Source organism: Paenibacillus sp. FSL W8-0186 (genome assembly GCF_037969765.1).
Classification (GTDB): domain Bacteria; phylum Bacillota; class Bacilli; order Paenibacillales; family Paenibacillaceae; genus Fontibacillus; species Fontibacillus woosongensis.
In genome coordinates this window covers 4,924,280-4,947,809 of record NZ_CP150207.1, presented here as the reverse complement: position 1 = coordinate 4,947,809, position 23,530 = coordinate 4,924,280, and the positions used below count along the sequence as shown (strand labels likewise).

The following is a 23,530-nucleotide window of genomic DNA, read 5'->3' as shown; positions in this document are numbered from 1 at the left end:
GTCTAGCTAAAGCCTAATAGACCTGAAACCTCAAAATCCTTAACCTTTAACTGCCCCTGCGCCGAGTCCTTGCACCAGGTACTTCTGTACGTAGGAGAACAGGATGACGACAGGCACGAGGGCAATGACACTGCCTGCGGCGAGAGCGCCGTAGTTGATATCGAACTCCCCTTGCATATAGCTGAGCCCGACAGGCAGGGTGAATAATGATTTCTTGGTGATGAACATCAGCGCGAATAAGAACTCATTCCATGCTCCTATAAAGGTAAAGACCGAGGTGGCCACAAGACCAGGTATCAAAATAGGGAGAATGACATGGAATATCGCTTGTAAGCGGTTGCAACCATCGACCTCGGCGGCCTCCTCCAGCGCTTCCGGGATGCCGCGAATGAATCCGCTCATCAGTATGGCATTGAAGGGGAGCTGGAACGCAGAATACGTGATAATCAAACCAAGATGTGTTCCTGTCAGCTGCATCGCCTTAAACTGCATAAACAGCGGAATCAGCAGCATGGCGCCGGGTACGAATTGCGTACAGAGCAGCAGGAGCATAAATGCGTTTTTCCCCTTGAAGCTGAAGCGGGAAATGGCGTATCCGGCCAGGATGGAAAGGACAAGCACGATCAACACGGTAGATAAAGCGATGAACATGCTGTTCCGAAAAAATAGCGAGAAGCCGACATTGTTCCACGACATGATGAAGTTGTCGAAGGTGGCGGGAGCAGGCCAATATTCAATCGGCATTTTTGTGATATCCCCTTCAAGCTTCAGCGACGTATTCAGCGTCCAATAGAACGGGACCATAATGAACAGGAGCAGAAGAGTGAGAGGCAGATAGCGATAAAGGAAAAGGCTGCAGTATTTCTCCAGCTTATGATTCATTCCTACTCCTCCTTCCCAAAGCCGCTGAATTTAAGGTACAGCGCCGCGAATATCGTCAGGAGTATCACGCCGATCACGGTAAGCGCTGAGCCGTAACCGTAATTATTCGATTTAATCGCCTGATTGGCGATATACATCGGCAAGGTCATTGTCATGTTGGCTGGTCCGCCGCCAGTCATCGTAAAGATCAGATCGACGTTGTTGAATTCCCAAACTGCTCTAAGCAGCGTGGTGAGGATGATGGTGTCTTTTAAAAACGGCAGCGTAATGCTAAAGAATGAGCGCCATCTGCCGCCGCCGTCCACTTTACAGGATTCGTACAGCTCGCCTGGAATGTTCTGCATGGCGGCCAGCAGCGTAATGGCGAAGAAAGGGATGCCCCGCCACAGCTCGGCCGTTACGATGGAGCCAAATGCCGTACTCGGATTGGCGGTCCAGGCCATGTTCTGCGAGATGAAGCCGATCCGTTTCAGCAGATCATTGATTACGCCAAAATGCTCATTAAACATAATGGACCACATCGTTGCCGTGATGACTCCCGAGATTGCCCAGGGGAGGAAGGCCGCTGCCCGGGCCAGCCCGCGGAACCGGAAGGTCTGATTTAGCAACAGCGCAAGGATCAGGCCCAGAAGCAATTGCAGAACGACCTCGGACAGCACCCATTTTAAAGAGATCACTAAGGTAGAGTAGAAGATTTTGTCTCCTGTGAAGATTTGCGTGAAATTATCGAACCCGGTAAAGCCGTTGGCATAAGGTTTTGTTGGATTGTAATCCTGCAGGCTGAGTATAAACACGTTAGCAATCGGGTAAAAAAGAAATCCGACCAATAGGATGACCGAAGGTGCGATGAACAGGTATGGCCACCATTTCTTGTTGTTCAGGGCATTCATGAAAGCGATCACCATCTCCTTTTAAACAAATTTGCGGTCCGAAGCGCTATCGGATTAGCACAAATTTATTATAAAATTCGCAGATGGGCTCAGGAATGCAATATCTTATGACGAGTGTTTCATATTTTAAGATTCGCCTTTAAAGGCTGAGGGTGAGCAGCCGGTGTATTTTTTGAAGCAGGTGCTGAAATATTGGGCATTGCTGTAGCCGACCAGCTCGGCGACTTCGTAGGACTTCAAGTCCTTCATGCGCAGCAGCTCCATGGCTACTTTCATGCGTGTTTCCAGAAGATAGTCGCTAAAGTTGATATTTTGCTCTTTTTTGAAAATATAGCTCAAATAAGTTGGGCTGATATGCACCTCATCGGCCACGTCCTGCAAAGAAAGGCGTTCCCGCATATAGTTTTGCTCAATAAAATCCATCGCCTGCTTGACGATTTCCTTCTGCTGGCTTTCTCTGCTGGCATTCATAGCGTTCGCCAAGAGAGAGGCCATCTGCCGGATTTCCGCGAAAACCTCTCTGACCGTTTGCTTCCGATGTATCAGCTCGGTTAGCCGGTTGAAATCATCCTCGTGAACGAGCTCGCGCAAATCGGCATCAGCATAAATGAGAACGGCCGTTTCCAGCGCTTTTAGCTTCACCTGCTGCAGCGTAATGGAACGTGTGCTTAGCAGCTTAGCTTCGATCTGCTCCAGAACCTGCTCTGCGTCCTTCTCCAGCCCCAGCTTGACCTTGAGCGTCAGAGTCTTTTCCAGATCCAGAATATCCACGGATTGGGGGGAGAGGGGCAGTCCTGTATCCTGAATGGAGATCACTTGGTTTTTGCCGATGATATGGCGAATTTCCAGAGCGGATTTGGCGTCCGAATAGGATTTGGTTACACTAGCAAGCTGTCCGTATAGAAAGCCCATGCCGGCCGTTACGGTCGTTTTTAGGTACTGCTCAACACTGGCCCGTATTTCTTCGGTAAGGTCGAAGGCTCGGGACTGCAGATGCTCATCCGGCCCTTTCCAAGCAAACAGCACAATGATTTCATCATCGATGGACTCGAATACGAACCCGGCCTGCTCCCGCGTTATGATTTCATGGGCTACGTTCTCGATGCAGTACTTCAGCATCTCTCTGCCGAACCGGTGAGAGGAATGATCGGCTGCATAATCGTCGGCCTTGAGAATAACCGTCATGTAGAAATCGTAATCGAAATTCAAATCGAGCATGCGGGCCTGGATGCTCAGTTCTTCCTCCGATAGCTTGCCTCTAATCAAGCGCTCGAAAAACCTATGCTTCAGCAAAGGGATTCCCTCCAGCAGCTTCAGCTTCAATTGATGGTCATGATGCCATTCGGCGGCGGCCCGCTGAACAGCATCCAGCAGGTTCTGGTTATCAACCGGTTTTAATAAGTAGTCGAACACTTTCATCTTTAACGCTTCTTTGGCAAATTCCAGCTCATCGTATCCCGTCATTAATATGATTTTCATTTCAGGATATCTGGACTTCACAATGCCAGTCAGCGCCAGCCCGTCCATAATGGGCATGCGTATATCGGCGATGATGATATGCGGCTCCGTCTTTTCGATCAATTCAAGCCCCCGCTCGCCGTCTGCAGCCGTACCTGCTAGTTCAATGTTCAATTCCTCCCAGCGAATCGTATGGCTGAGTCCTCTGCGGATCAACCCGTCATCATCAATAATGATCAGCTTTAACATGGCGCACACTCCTTCTACGTTCCGTAAATTATTCCTGCTGATAGATTATGACCGTAACGCAGGTCCCCTGATTAGGCTCGCTTGCATAAGATAATCCGCAATGAGGGCCGTACTGCATGCGCAGCCGCATTTGGACATTTCGCACGCCGTACCCGACCTGGGAATGCTCTGATTCCGGATTTTCGAGGCATTGGCTGATTTCCGCGAGACGTTCGGCGGACATGCCGACACCATTATCGATCACCTGGAATTGGATTTGCCCACGGTGAAAAGCGCCGGTCACGCGAATTTTCCCTTTTTTGCGGTGCTGCTTAACCCCATGATAAAGGGCATTCTCCAGCAGAGGCTGGAGCGTCAGCTTAAGAATTTTATAAGGATATAATGCAGGATCCACATCGATTTCATAATCGAAGTCATCCCCGTACCGCATGTGCTGAATGTACAAATAATTTTCAATGTGCTCTAGCTCTTCCTGAATCGTAATGATCTCGATTCCCCGGCTGATGCTGATCCGGTAATAGTTGGACATCGCCTGTACCATTTTGCTTGCATCATTGGCTAATCCCATATCACACAGCTGCCGGATGGAATACAGGGTGTTATACAGGAAGTGGGGCTGGATTTGTGCTTGCAGCACCTTGAACTCTGCGTTCTTGACCTGAATCTGTTTGTTCTCCACCTGGACGAGCAAGTCTTCGATCCGCAGGATCAAGTTTTGAATTCCGCGGCTGAGCACGCCAATCTCATTCGGAAGTTCTTTGTCGAAATGAAGCTTTAAACTGCCGTTCCCGATTTTATTGACGATGCGCGTCAGCTTAATGAGCGGCTGGGTCAGCAGTCTCGCCAAGATTATCGAGAAGATCATGGCGCAAATGATCATGATGCCCATGGATACAAGGGTGACGTATTTGATGGATTCGATTTTCAGCAGCAGCTCATTTCTGGGAAAAACAGCGGCGATGCGCCATTTATTAATTTCTATCGTGTCGTAGAGAACGACTAAATTAACGCCGTCTGCGCTTTTGAACTCTTCCGTTCCGGAGGGGGCTGCGGACAGCTGAATTTTGTTAATGACATCGGGCTGGAGGGAATAGCGGTTGTCCACGGGCTTGAAATAAATATCGCTATCCGGGCTGATCAGCATCAAGTAACCGCTTTCAACAATTTGCGGGCTGGCGAGAAAATCGGTAAAGAACTGCTCCTTGAGCTCAAACAGAATGAACCCGTCCGGATGCATCCGGTGACTGTCGATGAATTTATACATACTGATGAACGTGACCTGTTCATTTGTCCGATCGGCATCCGCATATTGGCCTGAATCTGCATCTGAAGCCGCATTTGCATCTATTTGCTGAAAACCTTTCCACTGCACGATTACCGAGTTGGGGTCATAATCGCTGAAAGGAATATAGTCGTAATCGTAGGTGGTGTAATAGTCGTATTTTTTCTGAAAAATCGTTTGTCCGTTGTTGAGAGAGACGTAAATCGTATCGACGATGGAGTAATAGTCCGAATAAATTTTGTTCAGCTTCGAATTAATGATGACGTGATCCTCCGGGGTCAGCGTGTAATCCGGGTTCTGAAGCTTTTTGATCAGCATGTTCAAATCATAGTCCTGGGATAAAATATTGAGCTCTGTAAACAGCGCCGTTAATCGGTCATTAATAAAATGGCTGGTCTGAGACACCGTATTGCTGATACTCGTATAGGCATTTTCCTTTAGCTGCTCCGCGGCCAATTGGTAGGAGATGAGCCCCGATAACAGGATAAATGCGGATATCGTTGGCACAAACAGCCACAGTATAGTCGTTCGTAAAGAGCGGAATCGCGGGAATCTCATCTGTCCCCTTCCTTTCGTGCAGCAGTCATTTGTGGCGGCATCCTGAGAGCCGGTTGTCCAGACTTATATGAAAGAATAGCATGCTGATATGGAATATGGAAGCAGAAATAACCAGAGAAGCTCGTCTGGAAATTTTTATCCAACAAAGATTACGCCGCCAAAAATTGGATCATACTGGTTAAAGAACATACTAAATTTTGGAGGTGAAGAGAGACATGGTCAAAAGATGGTTCATGATTCTGTCCGCTTTGTGCGGGGCGTGGCTCGGTTATACCATGGAAGGGCTAACGGGCCTGTTCCCGGGGCCGCTGCGCGCATGGCTTGGCGGGATGAGTCCTCTGATGTCGCATCTGCTGCTTGCAGCTGCAGGAGCAGTCTTGTGCGCATTCATGTTCTCCCTTGTTGCGGATATCGCATCTGCACGAATTAGGCGGTGGATCGAAGCGATTACGGAAATACCGATGAATGAAATGATGGCCGGCGCGGCCGGATTGACTGCAGGACTACTACTATCTTTAATGGTCTACCCTGTATTGTCCTTGCTGGGATCTATGGAGAGCTTCGCGCAATTCGCGATATCGGCGCTGTTCGGTTACATGGGGCTGACCGTGGGGCTGGCGAAGAAGGAAGAGCTATCCTCCTTCTGGAAGTCTGGCAAATGGGGAGCCACAGAGCAGGGCGAAGAACGCAGGCTGGAGGAGCATAAAATTCTTGACACCAGCGTCATTATCGATGGGCGGATCGCTGATATTTGCAAGACAGGATTTATCGAAGGAACGATCGTCATTCCTGAGTTCGTGCTGGAGGAGCTGCAGCATATCGCCGACTCATCGGACTTGCTCAAGCGCAACCGCGGACGGCGCGGGCTGGATATTTTGAATAAAATCCAGAAAGAGCTGGACGTCAAGGTCATGATCTACGAGGGGGATTTCGAGGAAATCTCCGAAGTGGACAGCAAGCTGGTCAAGCTGGCTAAGGTGCTGCAGGGGAAGGTCGTCACAAATGATTTCAACCTGAATAAGGTGTGCGAGCTGCAGGGGGTCTCCGTCCTCAATATCAACGATTTGGCGAATGCCGTGAAGCCGGTCGTATTGCCGGGTGAAGAGATTATGGTGCAGGTTATCAAAGACGGTAAAGAGCATGGTCAAGGGGTGGCCTATCTGGATGACGGCACCATGATAGTCGTTGAAGGTGGCCGGGATTATATCGGAACCATTACAGAGGTGCTTGTCACCAGCGTACTGCAAACTTCGGCGGGCCGGATGATTTTTGCCAAACCAAAACTGTTGGAAAAAGCCCAGTAAAAACGGTATGATGGGAGTATCTGCGCAGTTCTGGCGGTTTCCTTAAGCGGGATGGCCAGACCAGAAGCCTGCGCAATTCCAACGGATGAGGCAGGGAAGCATGGTGGCACAAGCGAACAGCCCCGGAGCCGGAGCGATTATTGTGGCGGCCGGGCGCGGTACACGCATGGGTACGAAGGAAAGCAAGCAGTACCTCATGCTGCAGGACAAGCCAATCGTCGTTCACACGTTAGAGGTGTTTGACCGCCATCCCCTGATCACCGAGATCGTCCTGGTGACGGGTGAGCAGGATGTTGAGCGGGTCCGGGCGTGGATCGACGAGTATGGCATCATAACTCCAATTAAAGTTATTCCGGGCGGCGCCGAGCGTCAGCACTCCGTATACCAAGGGCTGCTTCAATTGAGCTCAGTTTGGGTACTGGTGCATGATGGCGTCCGCCCTTTTGTCACGGAAGAGCAGGTAACCGCCTGTTATGAAGCGGCCGTTAAGCATCAGGCGGCCGTGTTGGCCGTGCCGGTGAAGGATACGGTTAAACAGGTGGATGAGCAGGGCTGGGTGACCGCGACGCCGGACCGGCGCAGCCTCTGGGCCATTCAGACGCCCCAGGCTTTTCGCCGATCGGATCTCATGCGGGCCCATGAGGAGGCCGCTAAGGAGGGCTTCGTGGGCACCGACGATTCGATGCTCGCGGAGCGGATGGGAATACCGGTTCGGGTAGTGGAAGGGGCGTACGGCAACATTAAAATTACTACGCCGGATGATTTGGACTACGCCGAGTTCGTGCAATCGCAGAAGGAAGCTAAAGGGAGAGGTAACGCATGATTAGAATTGGACAAGGATTTGACGTACATCAACTAGTGGAAGACAGGCCTTGCATTATCGGCGGGGTAACGATTCCTTTCGAAAAAGGGCTGCTGGGGCATTCCGATGCGGATGTGCTGCTGCACGCGATCACGGATGCGGTGCTCGGGGCACTCGGTCTAGGCGATATCGGCAGGCATTTTCCCGATACGGATCCAGCTTATAAGGATGCGGACAGCCTGAAGCTTCTGGAGCGGGTGTGGGCCATGGCTGTGGAACGCGGCTATCGCCTTGGAAATCTGGACGCGACGATCATTGCCCAACGTCCGAAGATGGCTCCGTACATCCCGCAAATGGTCGAGGTTATCGCTGGCGTACTGCAGGCGGAGCCGGAGCTTGTGAATGTAAAGGCCAGCACGACGGAGCAGCTTGGCTTCAACGGGCGGGGGGAAGGCATCACCGCTTTGTGTGTTGTGTGCCTGACGAAAGATATGCTATCATCTTAAAATAATTTTTGAAGATTTGATTCGTTATTTATTCCAGGAGGGGATTCATTATGACGGAGGTTCGCGTGCGTTATGCTCCTAGTCCTACGGGGCATTTACATATCGGCAATGCGAGAACCGCGCTGTTTAACTATCTGTTTGCGAGACATCACGGAGGCAAAATGATCATCCGGATCGAAGATACCGACGTGAAGCGCAACGTCGCCGGCGGGGAAGAGAACCAGCTGACTTATTTGAAGTGGCTTGGCATCGATTGGGATGAGAGTGTCGATGTCGGCGGGGACTACGGTCCGTACCGGCAGACCGAGCGGCTGGATATTTACCGCAAATATTGGGAGGAGCTTCTCGATAAAGGGCTGGCTTACCGCTGCTATTGCACGGAAGAGGAGCTGGAGCAGGAGCGCGAGGAGCAGATGGCCCGCGGAGAGACGCCGCGCTATTCCGGCAAGCACCGGGATTTGACGCCGGAGCAGTGCGCCGCTTACGAAGCCGAGGGACGGCAGGCGAGCATCCGCTTCCGCGTGCCGGAAGGACGCACGTATACGTTCCACGATCTGGTCAAAGGCGAGATCACGTTCCAATCCGAGACGAGCGGCGATTTCGTCATCGTGAAGAAGGATGGCATTCCGACCTACAACTTCGCGGTCGTGCTCGATGATCACCTGATGAACATTACACACGTGCTTCGCGGCGAGGACCACGTATCCAATACGCCGCGCCAGTTAATGATTTATGAGGCGTTCGGCTGGGAGCCGCCAGTGTTCGGACATATGACGCTGATCGTCGGCGAGAACCACAAGAAGCTGAGCAAACGCGACGAATCGGTCATCCAGTTTATCGAGCAGTATGATGATCTGGGATATTTGCCGGAAGCGATGTTCAACTTCATTACGCTGCTTGGCTGGTCGCCGGAAGGCGAAGAAGAGATCTTCTCGAAGGAAGAGCTGATCTCGATCTTCGATGCGAAGCGGCTGTCCCGCAGCCCTGCAGTGTTCGATACGAACAAGCTGGCCCACTTGAACAACCACTACATTAAGAACGCCGAGCCTGAGCGTATTGCTAAGCTTGCGATTCCGCATTTGCAGAAGGCTTCGCGCCTGCCTGCCGAGCTGACGCCGGAGCAGGAGGCATGGGCCCAGGCGCTGGTTGCCCTGTATCAGGAGCAGATGACCGCGGCGTCGGATATCGTCGAGCTGTCGGATCTGTTCTTCCGTACGCATTTGGAGCTGGATGCGGAGGCAGCAGCCGTTCTGTCTGGAGAGCAGGTGCCGGAAGTCCTGAGCGCATTCCTCGCGAAGGTTGAAGCGCTCGCCGATTACACGGCCGAGAACATCGCTGCACTGATCAAAGAGGTGCAGAAAGAGACCGGGCACAAAGGCAAAAATCTGTTCATGCCGATTCGCGTAGCCCTGACCGGCCAGACACACGGCCGCGATTTGAACCAGACGATTTATTTGCTTGGCCAAGACCGGACGATCGACCGGCTGAAGGCGCAAATCCGCGGGGCTTAGCGACAAATCAAATGTTGTCATTTTTAGAGCCTTTCGGGTAATATATAGACAGATGAATTGAATTACCCCTATATCTTGTAAATGCATAGATCGGGAGAAGTACGACAGCCCATTGTATTGCCCAGAGAGGATAACCGAGGAGCCGACAAGCGGCACCGGGGTGGAAGTTATCTCAATACATGCTTCGGAAATGCACCCGGGAGCAGCGGAGTTGAGCGCGCTTTTGGCTTGGCATGACGGTCATTAACCGCATGCGAAGCGCCTGGCGCAGGTAAATTTTGCCGCATCGTCCCCGTTAAGGACGCCAAGAGGGATGGAGGAACCTGAAGACCGTTCTGCCTGCGGGCAGGCAGCGGGAGTCCGGCCTTACGTCCGAAGCAGAGTGGAACCGCGCGTTAAGCGTCTCTGCAGCTAAGGCTGCAGAGACGCTTTTTTTTTGAAGGCAATATTTATTGCAGACAGCAAACACTAGAGAGATAAGCAAGGGAGGCTTGACCTTCTCAGCAAGGCTAAGAGCAAGGCGAGAGACCGGAAGAGAAAAGAGGGAAGCATGATGTTTAAAAGGATGAGATCCGATATTCAAGCCGTTTTCGATAATGACCCGGCCGCGAGAAGCTGGTTCGAGATCATCTTCACCTACTCCGGGCTGCATGCCATATGGAGCCATCGGCTGGCGCATGCTTTCTATCGCCGTCGGTGGTTCACGATCGCCCGGATCATTTCGCAGACCAGCCGCTTCTTTACGGGAATCGAGATTCATCCGGGAGCACGGATCGGCAATCGGCTGTTCATTGACCATGGCATGGGCGTCGTCATTGGGGAAACTTGCGAAATTGGGGATGACGTGGTTATCTATCAAGGAGTTACTCTTGGCGGCAGCGGCAAGGAAAAGGGCAAACGCCACCCGACCATCGGCAATAACGTTGTCATCGGATCGGGTGCCAAAATTCTTGGCTCCTTTAAAATTGGAGACCAATCGAATATCGGGGCCAATTCTGTCGTTCTGAAGGAAGTGCCGCCCGAGAGCACGGTGGTCGGGATTCCCGGCAAAGTGGTGCGTCTTCGCGGGAAGCCGCTCGACCGGCTTAGCCATCAGCTTCCGGATCCGGTCGTCGACTCGATGAAGGCGCTGCAGAGCCAGATCGAAGAACTGCAGTCCGAGATTGCCGATCTGAAGGGGCAGCTGCGCCGCCAGGAGCATGTGACATCAGAGTAAATCATACCAACAACAGCTTGCGAAAGGAACGTGAGTATGGCACTGCAAATATACAATACATTGACTCGCACGAAGGAAACCTTTGTAAGCCGGGAGCCGGGCAAGGCGAACATTTATGTGTGCGGTCCGACCGTCTACGGGTATATCCATATCGGGAATGCGCGTCCGATGATCTTTTTTGATGTGGTAAGAAGTTATCTGGAGAATCAGAAATATGAGGTCAACTATGTTGTCAATTTTACTGATGTCGACGACAAGCTGATCCGCAAAGCTGAAGAAATGAACACGACGGTGCCTGAAGTAGCGGAAATGTTCATTAAGGCGTATTACGAGGATCTGGACGGATTGAACATTCCCCGGGCGACTGCTAATCCTCGCGTAACGGACAGCATGGAGACCATCATTGATTTCATCAAGGATCTGGAGAGCAAAGGGTATGCCTACGCCAGCGGCGGGGACGTCTTCTTCCGGACGAAGAAATTTCCGGATTACGGCAAGCTGTCCGGTCAGAATCTTTCGGAACTGCAGTTCGGCATCCGGATTGACGTCGATGAACGCAAAGAGAATCCCGAGGATTTCGTGCTCTGGAAGGCGGCGAAGCCGGGAGAAATCCATTGGCCTAGCCCATGGGGCGAAGGCAGACCGGGCTGGCATATCGAATGCTCCGCGATGTCTCGCGAGCTGCTTGGCGATACGCTCGATATTCACGGCGGCGGCCAGGATTTGCAATTCCCGCATCACGAATGCGAAATTGCCCAATCGGAAGCGGCAACTGGCAAGCCGCTAGCAAATTATTGGATGCATAATGGTTATATTAATATCGATGGCGAGAAAATGTCGAAATCGCTCGGCAACGGCGTGCTCGTCAAGGACCTGCGGGCCGAATACAAATGTGAGGCCATCCGCTATTTCATGTTATCGACACATTACCGCAATCCGCTCAACTTCTCCGAGAAGATTATGGAGCAGGCCGAGCGGAGCGTGGAGCGCATCGCCAATACCGTAAGCAATTTGCGTCACCGGCTGCAGACAGCTGCGGCGGGCACGGATGAAGTTACACCGGATTGGGAAGCGAAGCTGCGCGAAATTGGGACTCTGTTCCATACGAAGATGCAGGACGACTTCAATACGCCGGATGCCATCACTGCAGTATTCGAATGGGTGAACGAAGTGAATTCCCTGCTGCAGCGTCCGATTGTCAGCCGGGCCGATCTGGAAGCGGCGCAGAAGCAGTTCGCCGAGATGAACGGCGTGCTGCGCATCGCCAAGGAGGAAGCGGCGGAATTGCTGGATGGCGACGTGGAGGCGCTGATCGCCGAGCGGGCTGAGGCGCGCAAAGCGAAGAACTGGGCCCGGGCTGACGAAATCCGCGACCTGCTCGACGCCAAAGGCATCATTCTCGAGGATACGCCGCAGGGCATGAGATGGCGGCGGAAATGAGCGGGCATCAGTACGAGGAAGGGAATGGTACGGTGAGCGGCGAGGCGTTGAGAGAGGGGCTTGCCGAGGATCGGGAAGCGGCTGGCAAAGGGGCTGCTGATGGGACTTGCGAGAGAGCCCATGAGAGGAAGGGGGAACGGGGAGGGCCGGAGGCTTCGGGCGAAGCTATGGCCGCCCTCTGGTTCCCCGAGCCGCCGTCCAAGCCAACCAGGCTGCTGCCGCCCTTGGCGCTGGCCTACATCGGAGACGCCGTATACGAGGTCGCCGTACGCCAGCACGTCATAGCCCGGCCGAACCTGCGCCCGCATCACCTGCACCGCGAGTCGACGAAGTTCGTCTCCGCCAAGGCCCAGGCCAGGCTGCTCGCGCTTATTGAGCCCCAGCTCACAGAGCAGGAGCAGGACGTGGTGAGGCAAGGACGGAATGCGAAGTCCGGCACGGTTCCCAAAAATGCGGACGTGCTCGACTACCGCCATGCGACGGCCTTTGAAAGCTTGGTCGGGTACCTCTACTATACCGGGGCACATGATCGTCTCCGGGGACTGATTTTACAGGGCTTCGAACTGCTGGAACGGGCTGACGGTTAAAGATCATATTAAATTACAACAAGGGAAAAGAAGCGAAATTGCTCGAAATCCCCGGGAGGATGTCGTATGGACGATCAAGAATGGATCGGCGGGAAGCATTCGCTGCTGGAAGCGATGCGCGCCGGACGGACGATCAATAAAATTTGGGTAGCCGAAGGCGCCCAGAAGCATTTGACCCAGCCGATTATTGCTGAGGCCAAACAACATGGAATTATCGTGCAGTTTGTCGACAAGCGCAAACTCGATCAAATGGCGCCTGGCCTTCAGCACCAGGGGGTTGTCGCACAGGTTGCCCCTTATGCCTATGTGGAAGTGGAAGATCTTCTGCAGAGGGCGGAGCAGCGCGGAGAGCCTCCTTTTCTGCTGATCTTGGATGAAATCGAAGACCCTCACAACTTAGGATCGATTTTGCGTACGGCGGAATGCACCGGCGTGCATGGGGTGATCATCCCCAAACGCCGCTCTGCATCCATTACGGCAACGGTGTCGAAGACGTCGGCTGGCGCAGTGGAATACGTTCCGGTAGCCCGGGTGACCAATTTAGCCCAGACGATGGAGCAGCTGAAGGAAGCGGGAGTATGGATTGCAGGCACGGATGTGGATGCCAAAGAGGACATGTATGCCGCAGGCCAGGTACTCTCCGGCGCTGTTGCTATCGTCATTGGCAATGAGAACAAGGGTATGGGGCGGCTCGTTCGCGAGAAATGCGACGTCCTGCTTAAGCTGCCCATGGCGGGAAGACTTAACTCCCTGAACGCTTCGGTCGCGGCGGGCGTTATTATGTACGAAGCGCTGCGCAGACGCCGCGCCATAGGTTAAGCGGCATGCGCGAAATGCGCGACATCCTTCTGGTAGATGGCTACAACATGATTGGCGGATGGCCCGAGCTTGCCGCACTGTCCAAGGTGGGAATGCAAGAGGCCCGCGACCGTCTGTTAGAGAGGCTGGCCAATCATCAAGCCTTCTCCGGAAGGAAAGTGATCGTGGTATTTGATGCCTATCGCGTACCCGGTCTGGGAAAGTCTTTTAATCAGAGCAAGGTAGAGGTTCATTTTACGAAAGAGAAAGAAACGGCAGATGAGTGCATAGAGCGCCTGGTCCGCGAGCTGTCGCATCGGCGCAGGCAAATCTACGTCGCCACAAGCGATACTGTAGAGCAGCATGTTATATTTGGACAAGGAGCACTTCGGGTCTCAGCGCGGGAATTGCTGAACCAAGTCGAAGAGAGTGAGAGAGAGATTCAATCGAAAATTGCCGAACGCAGCTCCAAATCGAGTCGAAATAGTATTGATGCCAAGCTTAGCCCAGAAGTACGGATGATGTTTGAACGTTGGCGCAGGGAATGAAGGGGCATTCATTCGTTATCCTTCCAAATACTCTTGACAAAGTTCGACCTTACATCTTTTGGTACTTTTATAGTTGACGCTAATATATGCCATCATATATACTGATCGTATTACTTGACTGAAGTGACGGGGCACCGTGCGTTGCAGCCGGAGGGATTTGTGGTGAGTGTCAATCTCGAGACGACGTGGGTTAGGTTTGACTATGAGATCCAAAGTGACGAAGACATTGTCGAAGCGGTCCGCGAAGGCGACAGTGAAGCGCTGGAGTACTTGATCAACAAGTACCGGAGCTTCGTGCGTGCAAAGGCCAGATCCTATTTTCTGATTGGCGCAGACCGGGAGGATATTATCCAGGAAGGGATGATCGGCCTATATAAGGCGATCCGGGACTTTCGTGGTGATAAGCTTGCCTCGTTCAAGGCGTTCGCCGAGTTATGCATAACGCGGCAAATCATTACAGCGATCAAGACGGCAACGCGGCAGAAGCATATTCCGCTAAATTCGTATGTATCTTTGGACAAGCCGATCTATGATGAAGATTCGGATCGGACATTGTTGGATGTCATTTGTGGTTCCCAGGTATGTGATCCGGAAGAATTGATCATTAACCAGGAAGAGTTCGTTGGTTTGGAAGATAAAATGTCGGAAATTCTTAGTGACTTGGAACGCAAAGTGTTGATGCTGTATCTGGATGGACGCTCGTACCAAGAAATTGCAGTGGATTTAGATCGGCATGTCAAGTCGATCGACAATGCTCTGCAGCGGGTCAAACGCAAATTGGAACGATATTTAGAGGTTCGTGATGGAGCGGTGTAAGGCGGCTGTGCCGGTTGCATGGCCCGCTTGAACAGAATAGCCAGCGCAAAGACGACTATGACTATAGTCGTTTTTCTTTAGCCTTTAGAGTTGATGAAATCTTTATTAGGTTAATTATTAATTCTATAATATTATGTAATTTATTACAATTTGGAAGCCGTCAGGATTCGAACGATAGGCAGAGCATTTAGTAGGATAAGTTCAGACAAGGGTTTATCTTGTAAAATGATGTGTTATACTGTTTGTAATCGAATAAAGAGAAGCTCGAAGCCTCGTTGACATGGATATGGCCTTATGATAAAGTGTTTTAGGTAGGCCTAAATTTGCGTTTTTTGGATGTTTGGGCTCAATTAAGAGACTTCTCAAATTTGATGAAGGTCTTCGGGAGGTGCACATCATGCGGGTAATTATTACGTTGGCTTGTACGAATTGCAAACAAAGAAACTACACAACAACGAAGAACAAGCGTAACCACCCCGACCGCATGGAGATGAAGAAATTTTGCAAGTTTTGTAACGAGCAAGTTCCTCATCGCGAAACCAGATAGTCTGTGGAGGTGTAGTCGCGTATGAAACGAAGTTTCAAATCGTTGTTCTCTTTTTTCTCTGAAAGCTGGGCTGAGCTTAAAAAGGTTCGCTGGCCTAATCGTAAAGAGCTGACCAATTATACGATGATTGTGCTCGGTACAATTGTAGTAGTCGCGATTTATTTTTGGGTACTTGATATCGGCATCTCCGCTGTGATCGAAGCGATAATTTAAGAAGGGTCCTTAGGTGGCTTGATATGGAGAAAAGATGGTATGTAGTACATACCTATTCCGGGTATGAGAACAAGGTCAAAGCCAATTTGGAGAAACGCGTTGAGTCGATGGGCATGGAAGACAAGATATTCCGCGTTCTTGTTCCGATGGAGGAAGAAGTGGTAAACAAAGACGGGAAGAAGAAGACCGTCATGCGTAAAGTTTACCCCGGTTATGTTTTGGTGGAAATGATCCAGACCGATGATTCTTGGTACGTTGTCCGCAACACACCAGGGGTTACGGGATTCGTTGGCTCGACAGGCTCCGGTTCCAAGCCGACTCCTCTGCTTCCTGAAGAAGTAGATCAGATTTTGCGTCATATGGGCATGGAAGAACCGAAGCCGGTCATCGATTTCGAAGTCAAAGAATCCGTACGTATCAAGGTTGGCCCGTTTGCTAATTTTGTCGGATCGATCGAAGAAATTCTCGTCGACAAGAGCAAGCTCAAGGTTCACGTCAACATGTTTGGACGAGAAACCCCGCTTGAACTAGATTACACTCAAGTGGAAAAAATATAGGTTTCTTAGGTTACGTGGGAGGGGAGAAATTCCCGTCGACCACTATTAGGGCAAGGAGGTGTCTTACATGGCAAAAAAGGTTATCAAAATGGTAAAACTGCAAATTCCTGCAGGTAAAGCGAATCCTGCACCTCCGGTAGGTCCGGCGCTGGGTCAAGCAGGTGTCAACATCATGGCATTCTGTAAAGAGTTTAACGCACGTACTGCCGATCAAGCAGGTTTGATTATTCCGGTTGAAATCTCGGTGTTTGAAGACCGTTCTTTCACTTTCATCACCAAGACTCCACCAGCTGCCGTTCTGCTTCGCGTTGCTGCGAAAGTTGAGAAGGGATCCGGTGAACCGAATAAGAAGAAAGTAGCTACCGTTAAACGCGACGCTGTTCGTCAAATTGCGGAGCAAAAAATGCAAGACCTGAACGCAGCTACCGTTGAAGCGGCTATGCGTATGGTCGAAGGTACTGCTCGCAGTATGGGTATCGCGATCCAAGACTAATTCTTGGAGCGGCCGAACAACGGATGTTGCCATTGCAACAGAAGTTGCCTCTAAATTGCATGTTAGCCTTTAGGGTAACTATGTAATTTAGAGATCAGTGGGAGGAATTTCCGCTAACACCACACAAGGAGGAATATTTTCATGGCTAAACACGGTAAGAAATACCTTGAAGCTGCCAAGCTGATCGACAGCGAAGCAACTTATGAGCCTTCCGAAGCCGTTGAGTTGGTGAAGAAGGCAGCAAGTGCTAAATTCGACGAAACCGTTGAAGTAGCGGTTCGTTTGGGCGTAGACCCACGTAAACAAGACCAAGCCGTTCGCGGTATCGTTGTCCTGCCTCACGGCACGGGTAAGACGCAGCGCGTATTGGTATTCGCCAAAGGTGAGAAAGCGAAGGAAGCGGAAGCGGCTGGAGCGGACTTTGTTGGCGATCAAGACATGATCAACAAAATTCAACAAGGCTGGTTCGACTTCGACGTCTGCGTAGCGACACCAGACATGATGAGTGAAGTTGGTAAACTTGGACGCTTGCTCGGTGGTAAAGGCCTTATGCCTAACCCTAAAGCTGGCACGGTTACGTTTGACGTAGCTAAAGCGGTTCAAGAAATCAAAGCGGGTAAAATCGAATACCGTTTGGACAAAGCAGGCCAAATTCATGCGCCGATCGGCAAGGTATCTTTCAGTGCCGAACAGCTTGACGAGAACCTGAAAGCTCTCATCGATGCATTGAACCGTGCTAAACCTGCTGCTGCCAAAGGTGTTTACTTGAAGAACATCGCGGTTTCTTCCACGATGGGACCAAGTGCTCGCGTTAACGCAGCTGCATTCAGATAATACCTCCCGCGGTTCGTGGGGAAGGGTTTGACATATGTTCTTTCCCTTGGTATACTGAACGAGTTGTTTTGAAAAGTAACTAAATTCGAATATGCTTACCGTAGACAGTAGGTGCCCTTGCAAGGCTTAATTTCCTACCGAGGTGTTGTGATAGAACGTCAGCATGCTGCAGGTTAACTGCGGAATGATGATTCATCAGGCCTTCGTGATTCTACGGAGGCTTTTTTAATGGACTGGGATCGGCTTGCGGGCCGTCAGGTTCTTTAAAAGTCTTTCTAGAGCGAGGTTTTGAACCGCTACGGAAAGGGATGTCAAGCGAGGTTTGCACCTCGGCTTGTGCCCAGCATATCTATCAGGAGGTGTACAGTTTGGCAAACGCAAAAGTGATTCAAGCAAAGCAGGAAGCCGTTGACGTGGTAACAGCTAAGCTTCGCGAGAGCGCAACAACTGTTGTTGCTGACTACCGTGGACTGAACGTTACTCAAGTAACGGAACTGCGTAAACAGCTTCGTGAAGCTGGCGTAGAATTCCAAGTATTGAAAAACACGCTCGTTCGCCGCGCAACTGCGGCTGCGGAACTTACTGAACTGGACGAAGTATTGACTGGTCCTACAGCAATCGCGTTCAGTGCTGACGATGCGGTAGCTCCGGCTAAAATCATCAGCGAGTTCGCAAAGAAGAACGATGCGCTTAAAGTAAAAGGTGGCGTGGTTGAAGGCCGTGTAGTCGGCGTCGACCAAATCAAAGCGCTCGCGGATCTTCCTTCCCGCGAAGGTCTCCTTTCGATGCTCCTCAGCGTGCTTCAAGCTCCAGTTCGCAACTTCGCGCTGGCAGTCAAAGCCGTTGCAGAGAAAGAAGAAGGCAGCGCAAGCGCGTAAGCTTGCTTTTCATGCAGTCAGTTAATAAATGAATTTAACTCTTATCAACTATAAAATGGAGGTTCTACCATGAGCAAAGAAACAATTTTAGAAGCAATTAAAGGCATGTCCGTTCTTGAACTGAACGATCTGGTTAAAGCAATCGAAGAAGAATTCGGCGTTACTGCAGCAGCTCCTGTTGTTGTAGCTGGCGGTGGCGGCGGTGCTGCTGAAGCTGCTGAGCAATCCGAGTTCGATGTAATCCTGGCTAACGCTGGTGCATCCAAAATCAACGTTATCAAAGTTGTTCGCGAAATCACAGGTCTTGGCCTGAAAGAAGCGAAAGAACTCGTTGACAACGCTCCAAAACCACTGAAAGAAAAAGTGGGCAAAGAAGAAGCAGAAGCTGTAAAAGCAAAATTGGAAGAAGCAGGCGCAACTGTAGAAGTAAAATAATTCTACGCCTCTTTGATGACAACCCCCTTGAACCGAGTTCAAGGGGGTTTGTTTGCAAGTGCAATGAGCAGTATCGTGAATCCTGTTTGTTGGAAAATGGCAATAAACAGCTGATTCTTGGTTAAAATGGAATGACAAGATGTATTCAATGATATCAGATTTCGCTGTAAGACATATCGGGTGGAGGTATGCCAGATGGCAGATCACTATTATACGAATCAACCTTCTACGGCGCATGACCGGAAAATATGGGACGCTCAATTGCGCGGACAGAAATTTCGCTTCATTAGCGATGCGGGGGTTTTTGCAAAAGGCGGAGTAGATTACGGGAGCAGAGTGCTCATCGAAGCGATGGATATTCCGGAAGCTGCGCAGGTGCTTGATGTCGGGTGCGGTTATGGCCCGATCGGGCTTACGGCAGCTAGACTTGCGGGCCGCGGCCATGTCACTATGATTGATGTCAACCAGAGAGCGGTCGAGCTTGCCAAAGAAAATGCGGCGAACAATAAAATTGCCAACGTAACGATCGTGGAAAGTGATCTATTCGCGGCGTTAGGTGAGCAACAATTTGATGTGATATTGACGAACCCGCCTATTCGCGCTGGCAAGGAAGTCGTTCATGCCATTTTTGAGGGAGCCTATGAACGGCTGCGAGAGGGCGGAGCATTATGGATCGTGATACAAAAGAAGCAAGGGGCGCCGTCGGCAAAACAGAAGCTGGAGTCGTTATTCGCACAGGTTGAGGAAGTGACGAAGGACAAGGGGTACAGAGTTTATCGAGCGGTAAAATAAAAACGGCTCTGAAAACAGAGCAGAAAAAGGTTGACCTGAGAACCTGGTTGTGATATTATTATAAAATGTCAGTATTAGGATGCCCCTTGTGACTTTAGTTTGCTGAAATGTCAAGGGTTTTTACGAAACAATGAATAAAATCATCTTGTTTAACGTATAATGTGTACATTTTGGGCAAATCTACTGAATACGGGGGATAGTTAGGCAGAAACGACACGGATAATGGTGCTCTTTTTTCGAAAGCATTCGATAAGGGCTTTTCTTTATTTGTGCAGCAGCTGCAACCCGCCTTGAACCTATTATATAGGTGCAAACACGGGTTCGCAATGTATTTTTTTAAAGTGAGTAGACATGAGGGGTGAGTATAAGTTGGCAGGACATCTTGTTCAATATGGTCGACGCACTCGGCGAAGTTATGCACGAATTAACGAGGTACTCGAAGTTCCGAACCTGATCGAAATCCAACAGAAATCCTACGATTGGTTCCTGGAGGAAGGTCTCCGGGAGATGTTCCAGGACATTTCGCCAATTCAGGATTTTACCGGGAATTTGGTGTTGGAATTTATCGATTACAGCCTCGGCGAACCGAAGTATACGGTTGACGATGCGAAGGAACGCGACGTAACGTATGCGGCTCCGCTTAGGGTTAAAGTCCGGCTGATTAACAAAGAAACCGGCGAAGTCAAAGAGCAGGAAGTGTTTATGGGAGATTTCCCGCTGATGACGGAAACCGGCACCTTTATTATTAACGGTGCGGAACGGGTTATTGTCAGCCAGTTGGTGCGCTCTCCTAGCGTCTATTTCAGTACGAAAATCGATAAGAATGGCAAAAAGACGTATACTGCCACAGTGATTCCGAACCGCGGCGCATGGCTGGAGTTGGAGATGGACGCGAAGGACATTATCTATGTCCGGATCGACCGTACTCGTAAAATTCCGGTTACCGTGCTGCTTCGCGCGCTTGGCTTCGGTACGGATGCCGAGATTCTGGATTTGCTGGGCAATGATGAATATATCCGCAACACGCTGGACAAAGATAACACGGACTCCACGGAGAAGGCGCTGATTGAAATTTATGAACGCCTCCGTCCGGGCGAGCCGCCGACGCTTGATAATGCGAAGAGCTTGCTCGTGGCCCGTTTCTTTGATCCAAAACGCTATGACCTGGCCAATGTTGGCCGTTACAAAATCAATAAGAAGCTTCATATCAAGAACCGGCTGTTCAATCAGCGTCTCGCTGAGAGCTTGATTGATACGAATACCGGAGAAATTATCGCGGAAGCGGGTCAAATCGTTGACCGCCGTCTATTGGACGAGATCCTTCCTTATCTGGAAGAGGGCGTTGGCTTCAAGAACTACCATGTAGCTAACGGCGTTCTCGATTCCGTCGACGTGCCTCTGCAAACGGTCGATATTTTCTCGCCGATTGAGGATGGCAAGGTCGTTAAAGTTATCGCGAACCGCAATATCGACAAATCGGTCAAGCACATTACGCCGGCCGACATCATTTCGTCGATCAGTTACTTCCTGAATTTGCTGCACGGTATCGGCGACACGGATGATATCGACCACCTCGGCAACCGCCGCCTGCGTTCTGTTGGCGAGCTGCTGCAGAACCAGTTCCGCATCGGTTTGTCCCGGATGGAACGCGTTGTGCGCGAGAGAATGTCGATTCAGGATGCGAACGTGATTACGCCACAGGCGCTGATCAATATCCGTCCGGTTATCGCGTCCATTAAGGAGTTCTTCGGAAGCTCCCAGCTGTCCCAGTTCATGGACCAGACGAACCCGCTTGCCGAGCTGACGCATAAACGCCGTCTGTCTGCGCTCGGGCCTGGCGGTCTGACTCGTGAGCGTGCGGGCTTTGAGGTTCGGGACGTTCACCACAGTCACTATGGCCGGATGTGTCCGATTGAGACGCCGGAGGGACCGAACATCGGTCTGATCAACTCTCTCTCGACATTCGCTCGGATTAACGAGTACGGCTTTATCGAGGCGCCGTATCGTTGGGTTGATCCGAAGACTGGCAAAGTCACGGATCAAATCGCTTATTTGACGGCTGACGAGGAAGACAACTACGTTATCGCCCAAGCGAACGCGATCCTCAATGAGGATAATACGTTCCAGGATGAGAACGTCATTGTCCGTTACAACAAGCAATCGGATAACATTCTGACGATGCCGAGTGATCGCGTCGACTATATGGACGTATCGCCGAAGCAGGTTGTATCCGTAGCTACCGCATTAATTCCGTTCCTGGAGAACGATGACTCCAACCGTGCGCTGATGGGATCGAACATGCAGCGGCAAGCTGTGCCGCTTCTGGTTCCTAAAGCACCTCTCGTAGGTACAGGTATGGAGCATAAAGCCGCCAAAGATTCCGGTGTATGTATTGTGTCCAAATACGATGGAATTATCGAGCGTTCCGCAGCGAACGAAATTTGGCTGCGCCGCGTCGAGGTTGTGGATGGCAAGGAAGTACGCGGTGACCTTGTTAAATATAAATTACACAAATTTATGCGTTCGAACCAAGGAACTTGCATTAACCAGCGTCCGATCGTTAAGCGTGGAGACGTCGTCAAGAAAGGTGATATTCTGGCTGACGGACCGTCCACGGAAATGGGAGAATTGGCATTGGGCCGCAACGTTGTCGTTGCCTTCATGACTTGGGAAGGCTACAACTACGAGGATGCGATTCTGCTTAGCGAGAAGCTGGTGAAGGAAGATGTGTACACTTCCATTCACATTGAAGAATATGAGTCCGAAGCCCGCGATACGAAGCTGGGACCTGAGGAAATTACCCGCGATATTCCGAACGTAGGGGAAGAGGCGCTTCGCAACCTGGATGAGCGCGGTATTATCCGCGTAGGTGCGGAAATCAGCGCTGGCGACATTCTCGTTGGTAAAGTGACGCCGAAGGGTGTTACGGAGCTGACAGCAGAAGAACGCTTGCTGCATGCCATCTTTGGCGAGAAGGCACGCGAAGTTCGCGATACCTCCCTGCGTGTTCCTCACGGAACGGACGGAATCGTTGTTGACGTTAAGGTGTTTACGCGTGAGAATGGCGATGAGTTGCCGCCGGGCGTTAATCAGCTCGTTCGCGTCTACATTGCTCAGAAGCGTAAAATTTCCGAGGGGGATAAAATGGCCGGACGCCACGGTAACAAAGGTGTCGTAGCCCGTATTCTGCCTGAGGAAGATATGCCGTTTATGCCAGATGGCACACCGGTTCAAGTCGTGCTCAACCCGCTGGGGGTTCCTTCACGGATGAACATCGGACAGGTGCTGGAGATTCACCTTGGGATGGCTGCGCTCCAACTCGGAATTCACGTGGCCACACCGGTCTTCGACGGTGCGAACGAGTATGATGTGTTCGATACGATGGAAGAAGCCGGTATGCAGCGCAACGGTAAAACCGTGCTGTATGACGGAAGAACCGGTGAAAGATTTGAACGTGAAGTTACCGTTGGCGTCATGCACATGATTAAGCTGGCGCACATGGTTGACGATAAAATCCATGCTCGCTCCACGGGTCCTTACTCGCTGGTTACACAGCAGCCGCTCGGCGGTAAAGCCCAGTTCGGCGGACAGCGGTTCGGGGAGATGGAAGTGTGGGCGCTCGAGGCCTATGGCGCAGCATACACGCTCCAGGAAATCCTTACCGTCAAGTCCGATGACGTGGTCGGTCGGGTGAAAACCTACGAATCGATCGTTAAAGGCGAGAATGTGCCAGAGCCGGGCGTGCCTGAGTCGTTCAAAGTCTTGATTAAAGAGCTTCAAAGCTTGGGTATGGACGTCAAGATCCTGACTGAGAACGAAGAAGAGATCGAGATGAAGGAAATCGACGACGAAGACGACGCGACCGGAGATAAACTGAGCCTGAACCTGGAAGGCGCGGAAGTCGGCGTAGAATAACACGTGGCGATTGCCGCCA

The 23,530-nt window shown here is 51.1% G+C and carries 23 protein-coding genes and 1 other annotated feature; of the genes, 19 read left to right on the top strand and 4 right to left on the bottom strand.

What is annotated here, in order from left to right:
- Positions 1-39 precede the first annotated feature (39 nt).
- The 4 genes from MKX50_RS22295 to MKX50_RS22280 form a co-directional block, all read right to left on the bottom strand.
- Positions 40-882, bottom strand: coding sequence for a carbohydrate ABC transporter permease (locus tag MKX50_RS22295; protein ID WP_339157792.1), 843 nt, complete (start codon positions 880-882; stop codon positions 40-42).
- Positions 883-884: 2 nt separating this feature from the next.
- The gene (locus MKX50_RS22290) at positions 885-1,772 is read right to left on the bottom strand and encodes a sugar ABC transporter permease (protein WP_155613376.1); all 888 of its coding nucleotides are present in this window, start codon (positions 1,770-1,772) and stop codon (positions 885-887) included.
- 126 nt (positions 1,773-1,898) lie between these two features.
- A complete protein-coding gene (locus MKX50_RS22285; RefSeq protein ID WP_155613375.1) occupies positions 1,899-3,479 on the bottom strand; it encodes a response regulator in 1,581 nt (526 codons plus the stop codon).
- 28 nt (positions 3,480-3,507) lie between these two features.
- Positions 3,508-5,319 (bottom strand): sensor histidine kinase, encoded by a 1,812-nt coding sequence (locus MKX50_RS22280; RefSeq protein ID WP_213595307.1) that lies wholly within the window; start codon positions 5,317-5,319, stop codon positions 3,508-3,510.
- A gap of 215 nt (positions 5,320-5,534) precedes the next feature.
- Here MKX50_RS22280 and MKX50_RS22275 point away from each other — a divergent pair, with 215 nt between their 5' ends.
- The 19 genes from MKX50_RS22275 to rpoB all read left to right on the top strand — a co-directional run bounded on the left by MKX50_RS22275 (position 5,535) and on the right by rpoB (position 23,511).
- Entirely contained in the window at positions 5,535-6,623 is a 1,089-nt protein-coding gene (locus MKX50_RS22275) for a PIN/TRAM domain-containing protein (RefSeq protein WP_155613373.1), read from the top strand.
- Between the two features lie 100 nt (positions 6,624-6,723).
- Entirely contained in the window at positions 6,724-7,446 is a 723-nt protein-coding gene (gene ispD / locus MKX50_RS22270; RefSeq protein ID WP_339157791.1) for a 2-C-methyl-D-erythritol 4-phosphate cytidylyltransferase, read from the top strand.
- Positions 7,443-7,931, top strand: a complete 489-nt coding sequence (gene ispF, locus MKX50_RS22265) for a 2-C-methyl-D-erythritol 2,4-cyclodiphosphate synthase (RefSeq protein WP_155613371.1) — start codon at positions 7,443-7,445, stop codon at positions 7,929-7,931. The genes ispD and ispF overlap by 4 nt, the downstream gene beginning before the upstream one ends.
- A gap of 47 nt (positions 7,932-7,978) precedes the next feature.
- The gene (gltX, locus tag MKX50_RS22260) at positions 7,979-9,442 is read left to right on the top strand and encodes a glutamate--tRNA ligase (RefSeq protein WP_213595321.1); all 1,464 of its coding nucleotides are present in this window, start codon (positions 7,979-7,981) and stop codon (positions 9,440-9,442) included.
- Between the two features lie 553 nt (positions 9,443-9,995).
- Positions 9,996-10,658, top strand: coding sequence for a serine O-acetyltransferase (gene cysE / locus MKX50_RS22255; RefSeq protein ID WP_155613369.1), 663 nt, complete (start codon positions 9,996-9,998; stop codon positions 10,656-10,658).
- Between the two features lie 36 nt (positions 10,659-10,694).
- Positions 10,695-12,098, top strand: coding sequence for a cysteine--tRNA ligase (cysS, locus tag MKX50_RS22250; RefSeq protein WP_213595305.1), 1,404 nt, complete (start codon positions 10,695-10,697; stop codon positions 12,096-12,098).
- 167 nt (positions 12,099-12,265) lie between these two features.
- Positions 12,266-12,685: a Mini-ribonuclease 3 gene (locus tag MKX50_RS22245; protein WP_213595319.1), complete on the top strand. Its 420-nt coding sequence runs from the start codon at positions 12,266-12,268 to the stop codon at positions 12,683-12,685.
- A 66-nt stretch (positions 12,686-12,751) separates the two neighbouring features.
- Positions 12,752-13,504, top strand: a complete 753-nt coding sequence (gene rlmB / locus MKX50_RS22240; RefSeq protein ID WP_213595303.1) for a 23S rRNA (guanosine(2251)-2'-O)-methyltransferase RlmB — start codon at positions 12,752-12,754, stop codon at positions 13,502-13,504.
- A 5-nt stretch (positions 13,505-13,509) separates the two neighbouring features.
- The gene (locus MKX50_RS22235; protein WP_155613366.1) at positions 13,510-14,031 is read left to right on the top strand and encodes an NYN domain-containing protein; all 522 of its coding nucleotides are present in this window, start codon (positions 13,510-13,512) and stop codon (positions 14,029-14,031) included.
- Between the two features lie 162 nt (positions 14,032-14,193).
- Positions 14,194-14,847, top strand: coding sequence for an RNA polymerase sporulation sigma factor SigH (gene sigH, locus MKX50_RS22230; RefSeq protein WP_213595301.1), 654 nt, complete (start codon positions 14,194-14,196; stop codon positions 14,845-14,847).
- A 397-nt stretch (positions 14,848-15,244) separates the two neighbouring features.
- Complete coding sequence (gene rpmG, locus MKX50_RS22225; RefSeq protein ID WP_071784256.1) at positions 15,245-15,394, top strand: 50S ribosomal protein L33; 150 nt, start codon at positions 15,245-15,247, stop codon at positions 15,392-15,394.
- A 21-nt stretch (positions 15,395-15,415) separates the two neighbouring features.
- Positions 15,416-15,607, top strand: coding sequence for a preprotein translocase subunit SecE (secE, locus tag MKX50_RS22220; RefSeq protein ID WP_055105057.1), 192 nt, complete (start codon positions 15,416-15,418; stop codon positions 15,605-15,607).
- 23 nt (positions 15,608-15,630) lie between these two features.
- The gene (nusG, locus tag MKX50_RS22215) at positions 15,631-16,164 is read left to right on the top strand and encodes a transcription termination/antitermination protein NusG (RefSeq protein ID WP_055105058.1); all 534 of its coding nucleotides are present in this window, start codon (positions 15,631-15,633) and stop codon (positions 16,162-16,164) included.
- Positions 16,165-16,231: 67 nt separating this feature from the next.
- Positions 16,232-16,657 carry a 50S ribosomal protein L11 gene (gene rplK / locus MKX50_RS22210; protein WP_019635756.1) on the top strand — a complete coding sequence of 142 codons (426 nt, stop codon included), beginning with the start codon at positions 16,232-16,234 and terminating at the stop codon, positions 16,655-16,657.
- A gap of 141 nt (positions 16,658-16,798) precedes the next feature.
- Entirely contained in the window at positions 16,799-17,491 is a 693-nt protein-coding gene (gene rplA, locus MKX50_RS22205) for a 50S ribosomal protein L1 (protein WP_155613365.1), read from the top strand.
- Positions 17,492-17,571: 80 nt separating this feature from the next.
- Positions 17,572-17,727 (top strand) — a sequence feature (ribosomal protein L10 leader region).
- 132 nt (positions 17,728-17,859) lie between these two features.
- Entirely contained in the window at positions 17,860-18,369 is a 510-nt protein-coding gene (rplJ, locus tag MKX50_RS22200; protein WP_213595317.1) for a 50S ribosomal protein L10, read from the top strand.
- 69 nt (positions 18,370-18,438) lie between these two features.
- Positions 18,439-18,804: a 50S ribosomal protein L7/L12 gene (gene rplL / locus MKX50_RS22195; protein ID WP_155613363.1), complete on the top strand. Its 366-nt coding sequence runs from the start codon at positions 18,439-18,441 to the stop codon at positions 18,802-18,804.
- A 195-nt stretch (positions 18,805-18,999) separates the two neighbouring features.
- The gene (locus tag MKX50_RS22190; protein WP_155613362.1) at positions 19,000-19,596 is read left to right on the top strand and encodes a class I SAM-dependent methyltransferase; all 597 of its coding nucleotides are present in this window, start codon (positions 19,000-19,002) and stop codon (positions 19,594-19,596) included.
- 369 nt (positions 19,597-19,965) lie between these two features.
- Entirely contained in the window at positions 19,966-23,511 is a 3,546-nt protein-coding gene (gene rpoB / locus MKX50_RS22185; protein WP_155613361.1) for a DNA-directed RNA polymerase subunit beta, read from the top strand.
- Positions 23,512-23,530 lie beyond the last annotated feature (19 nt).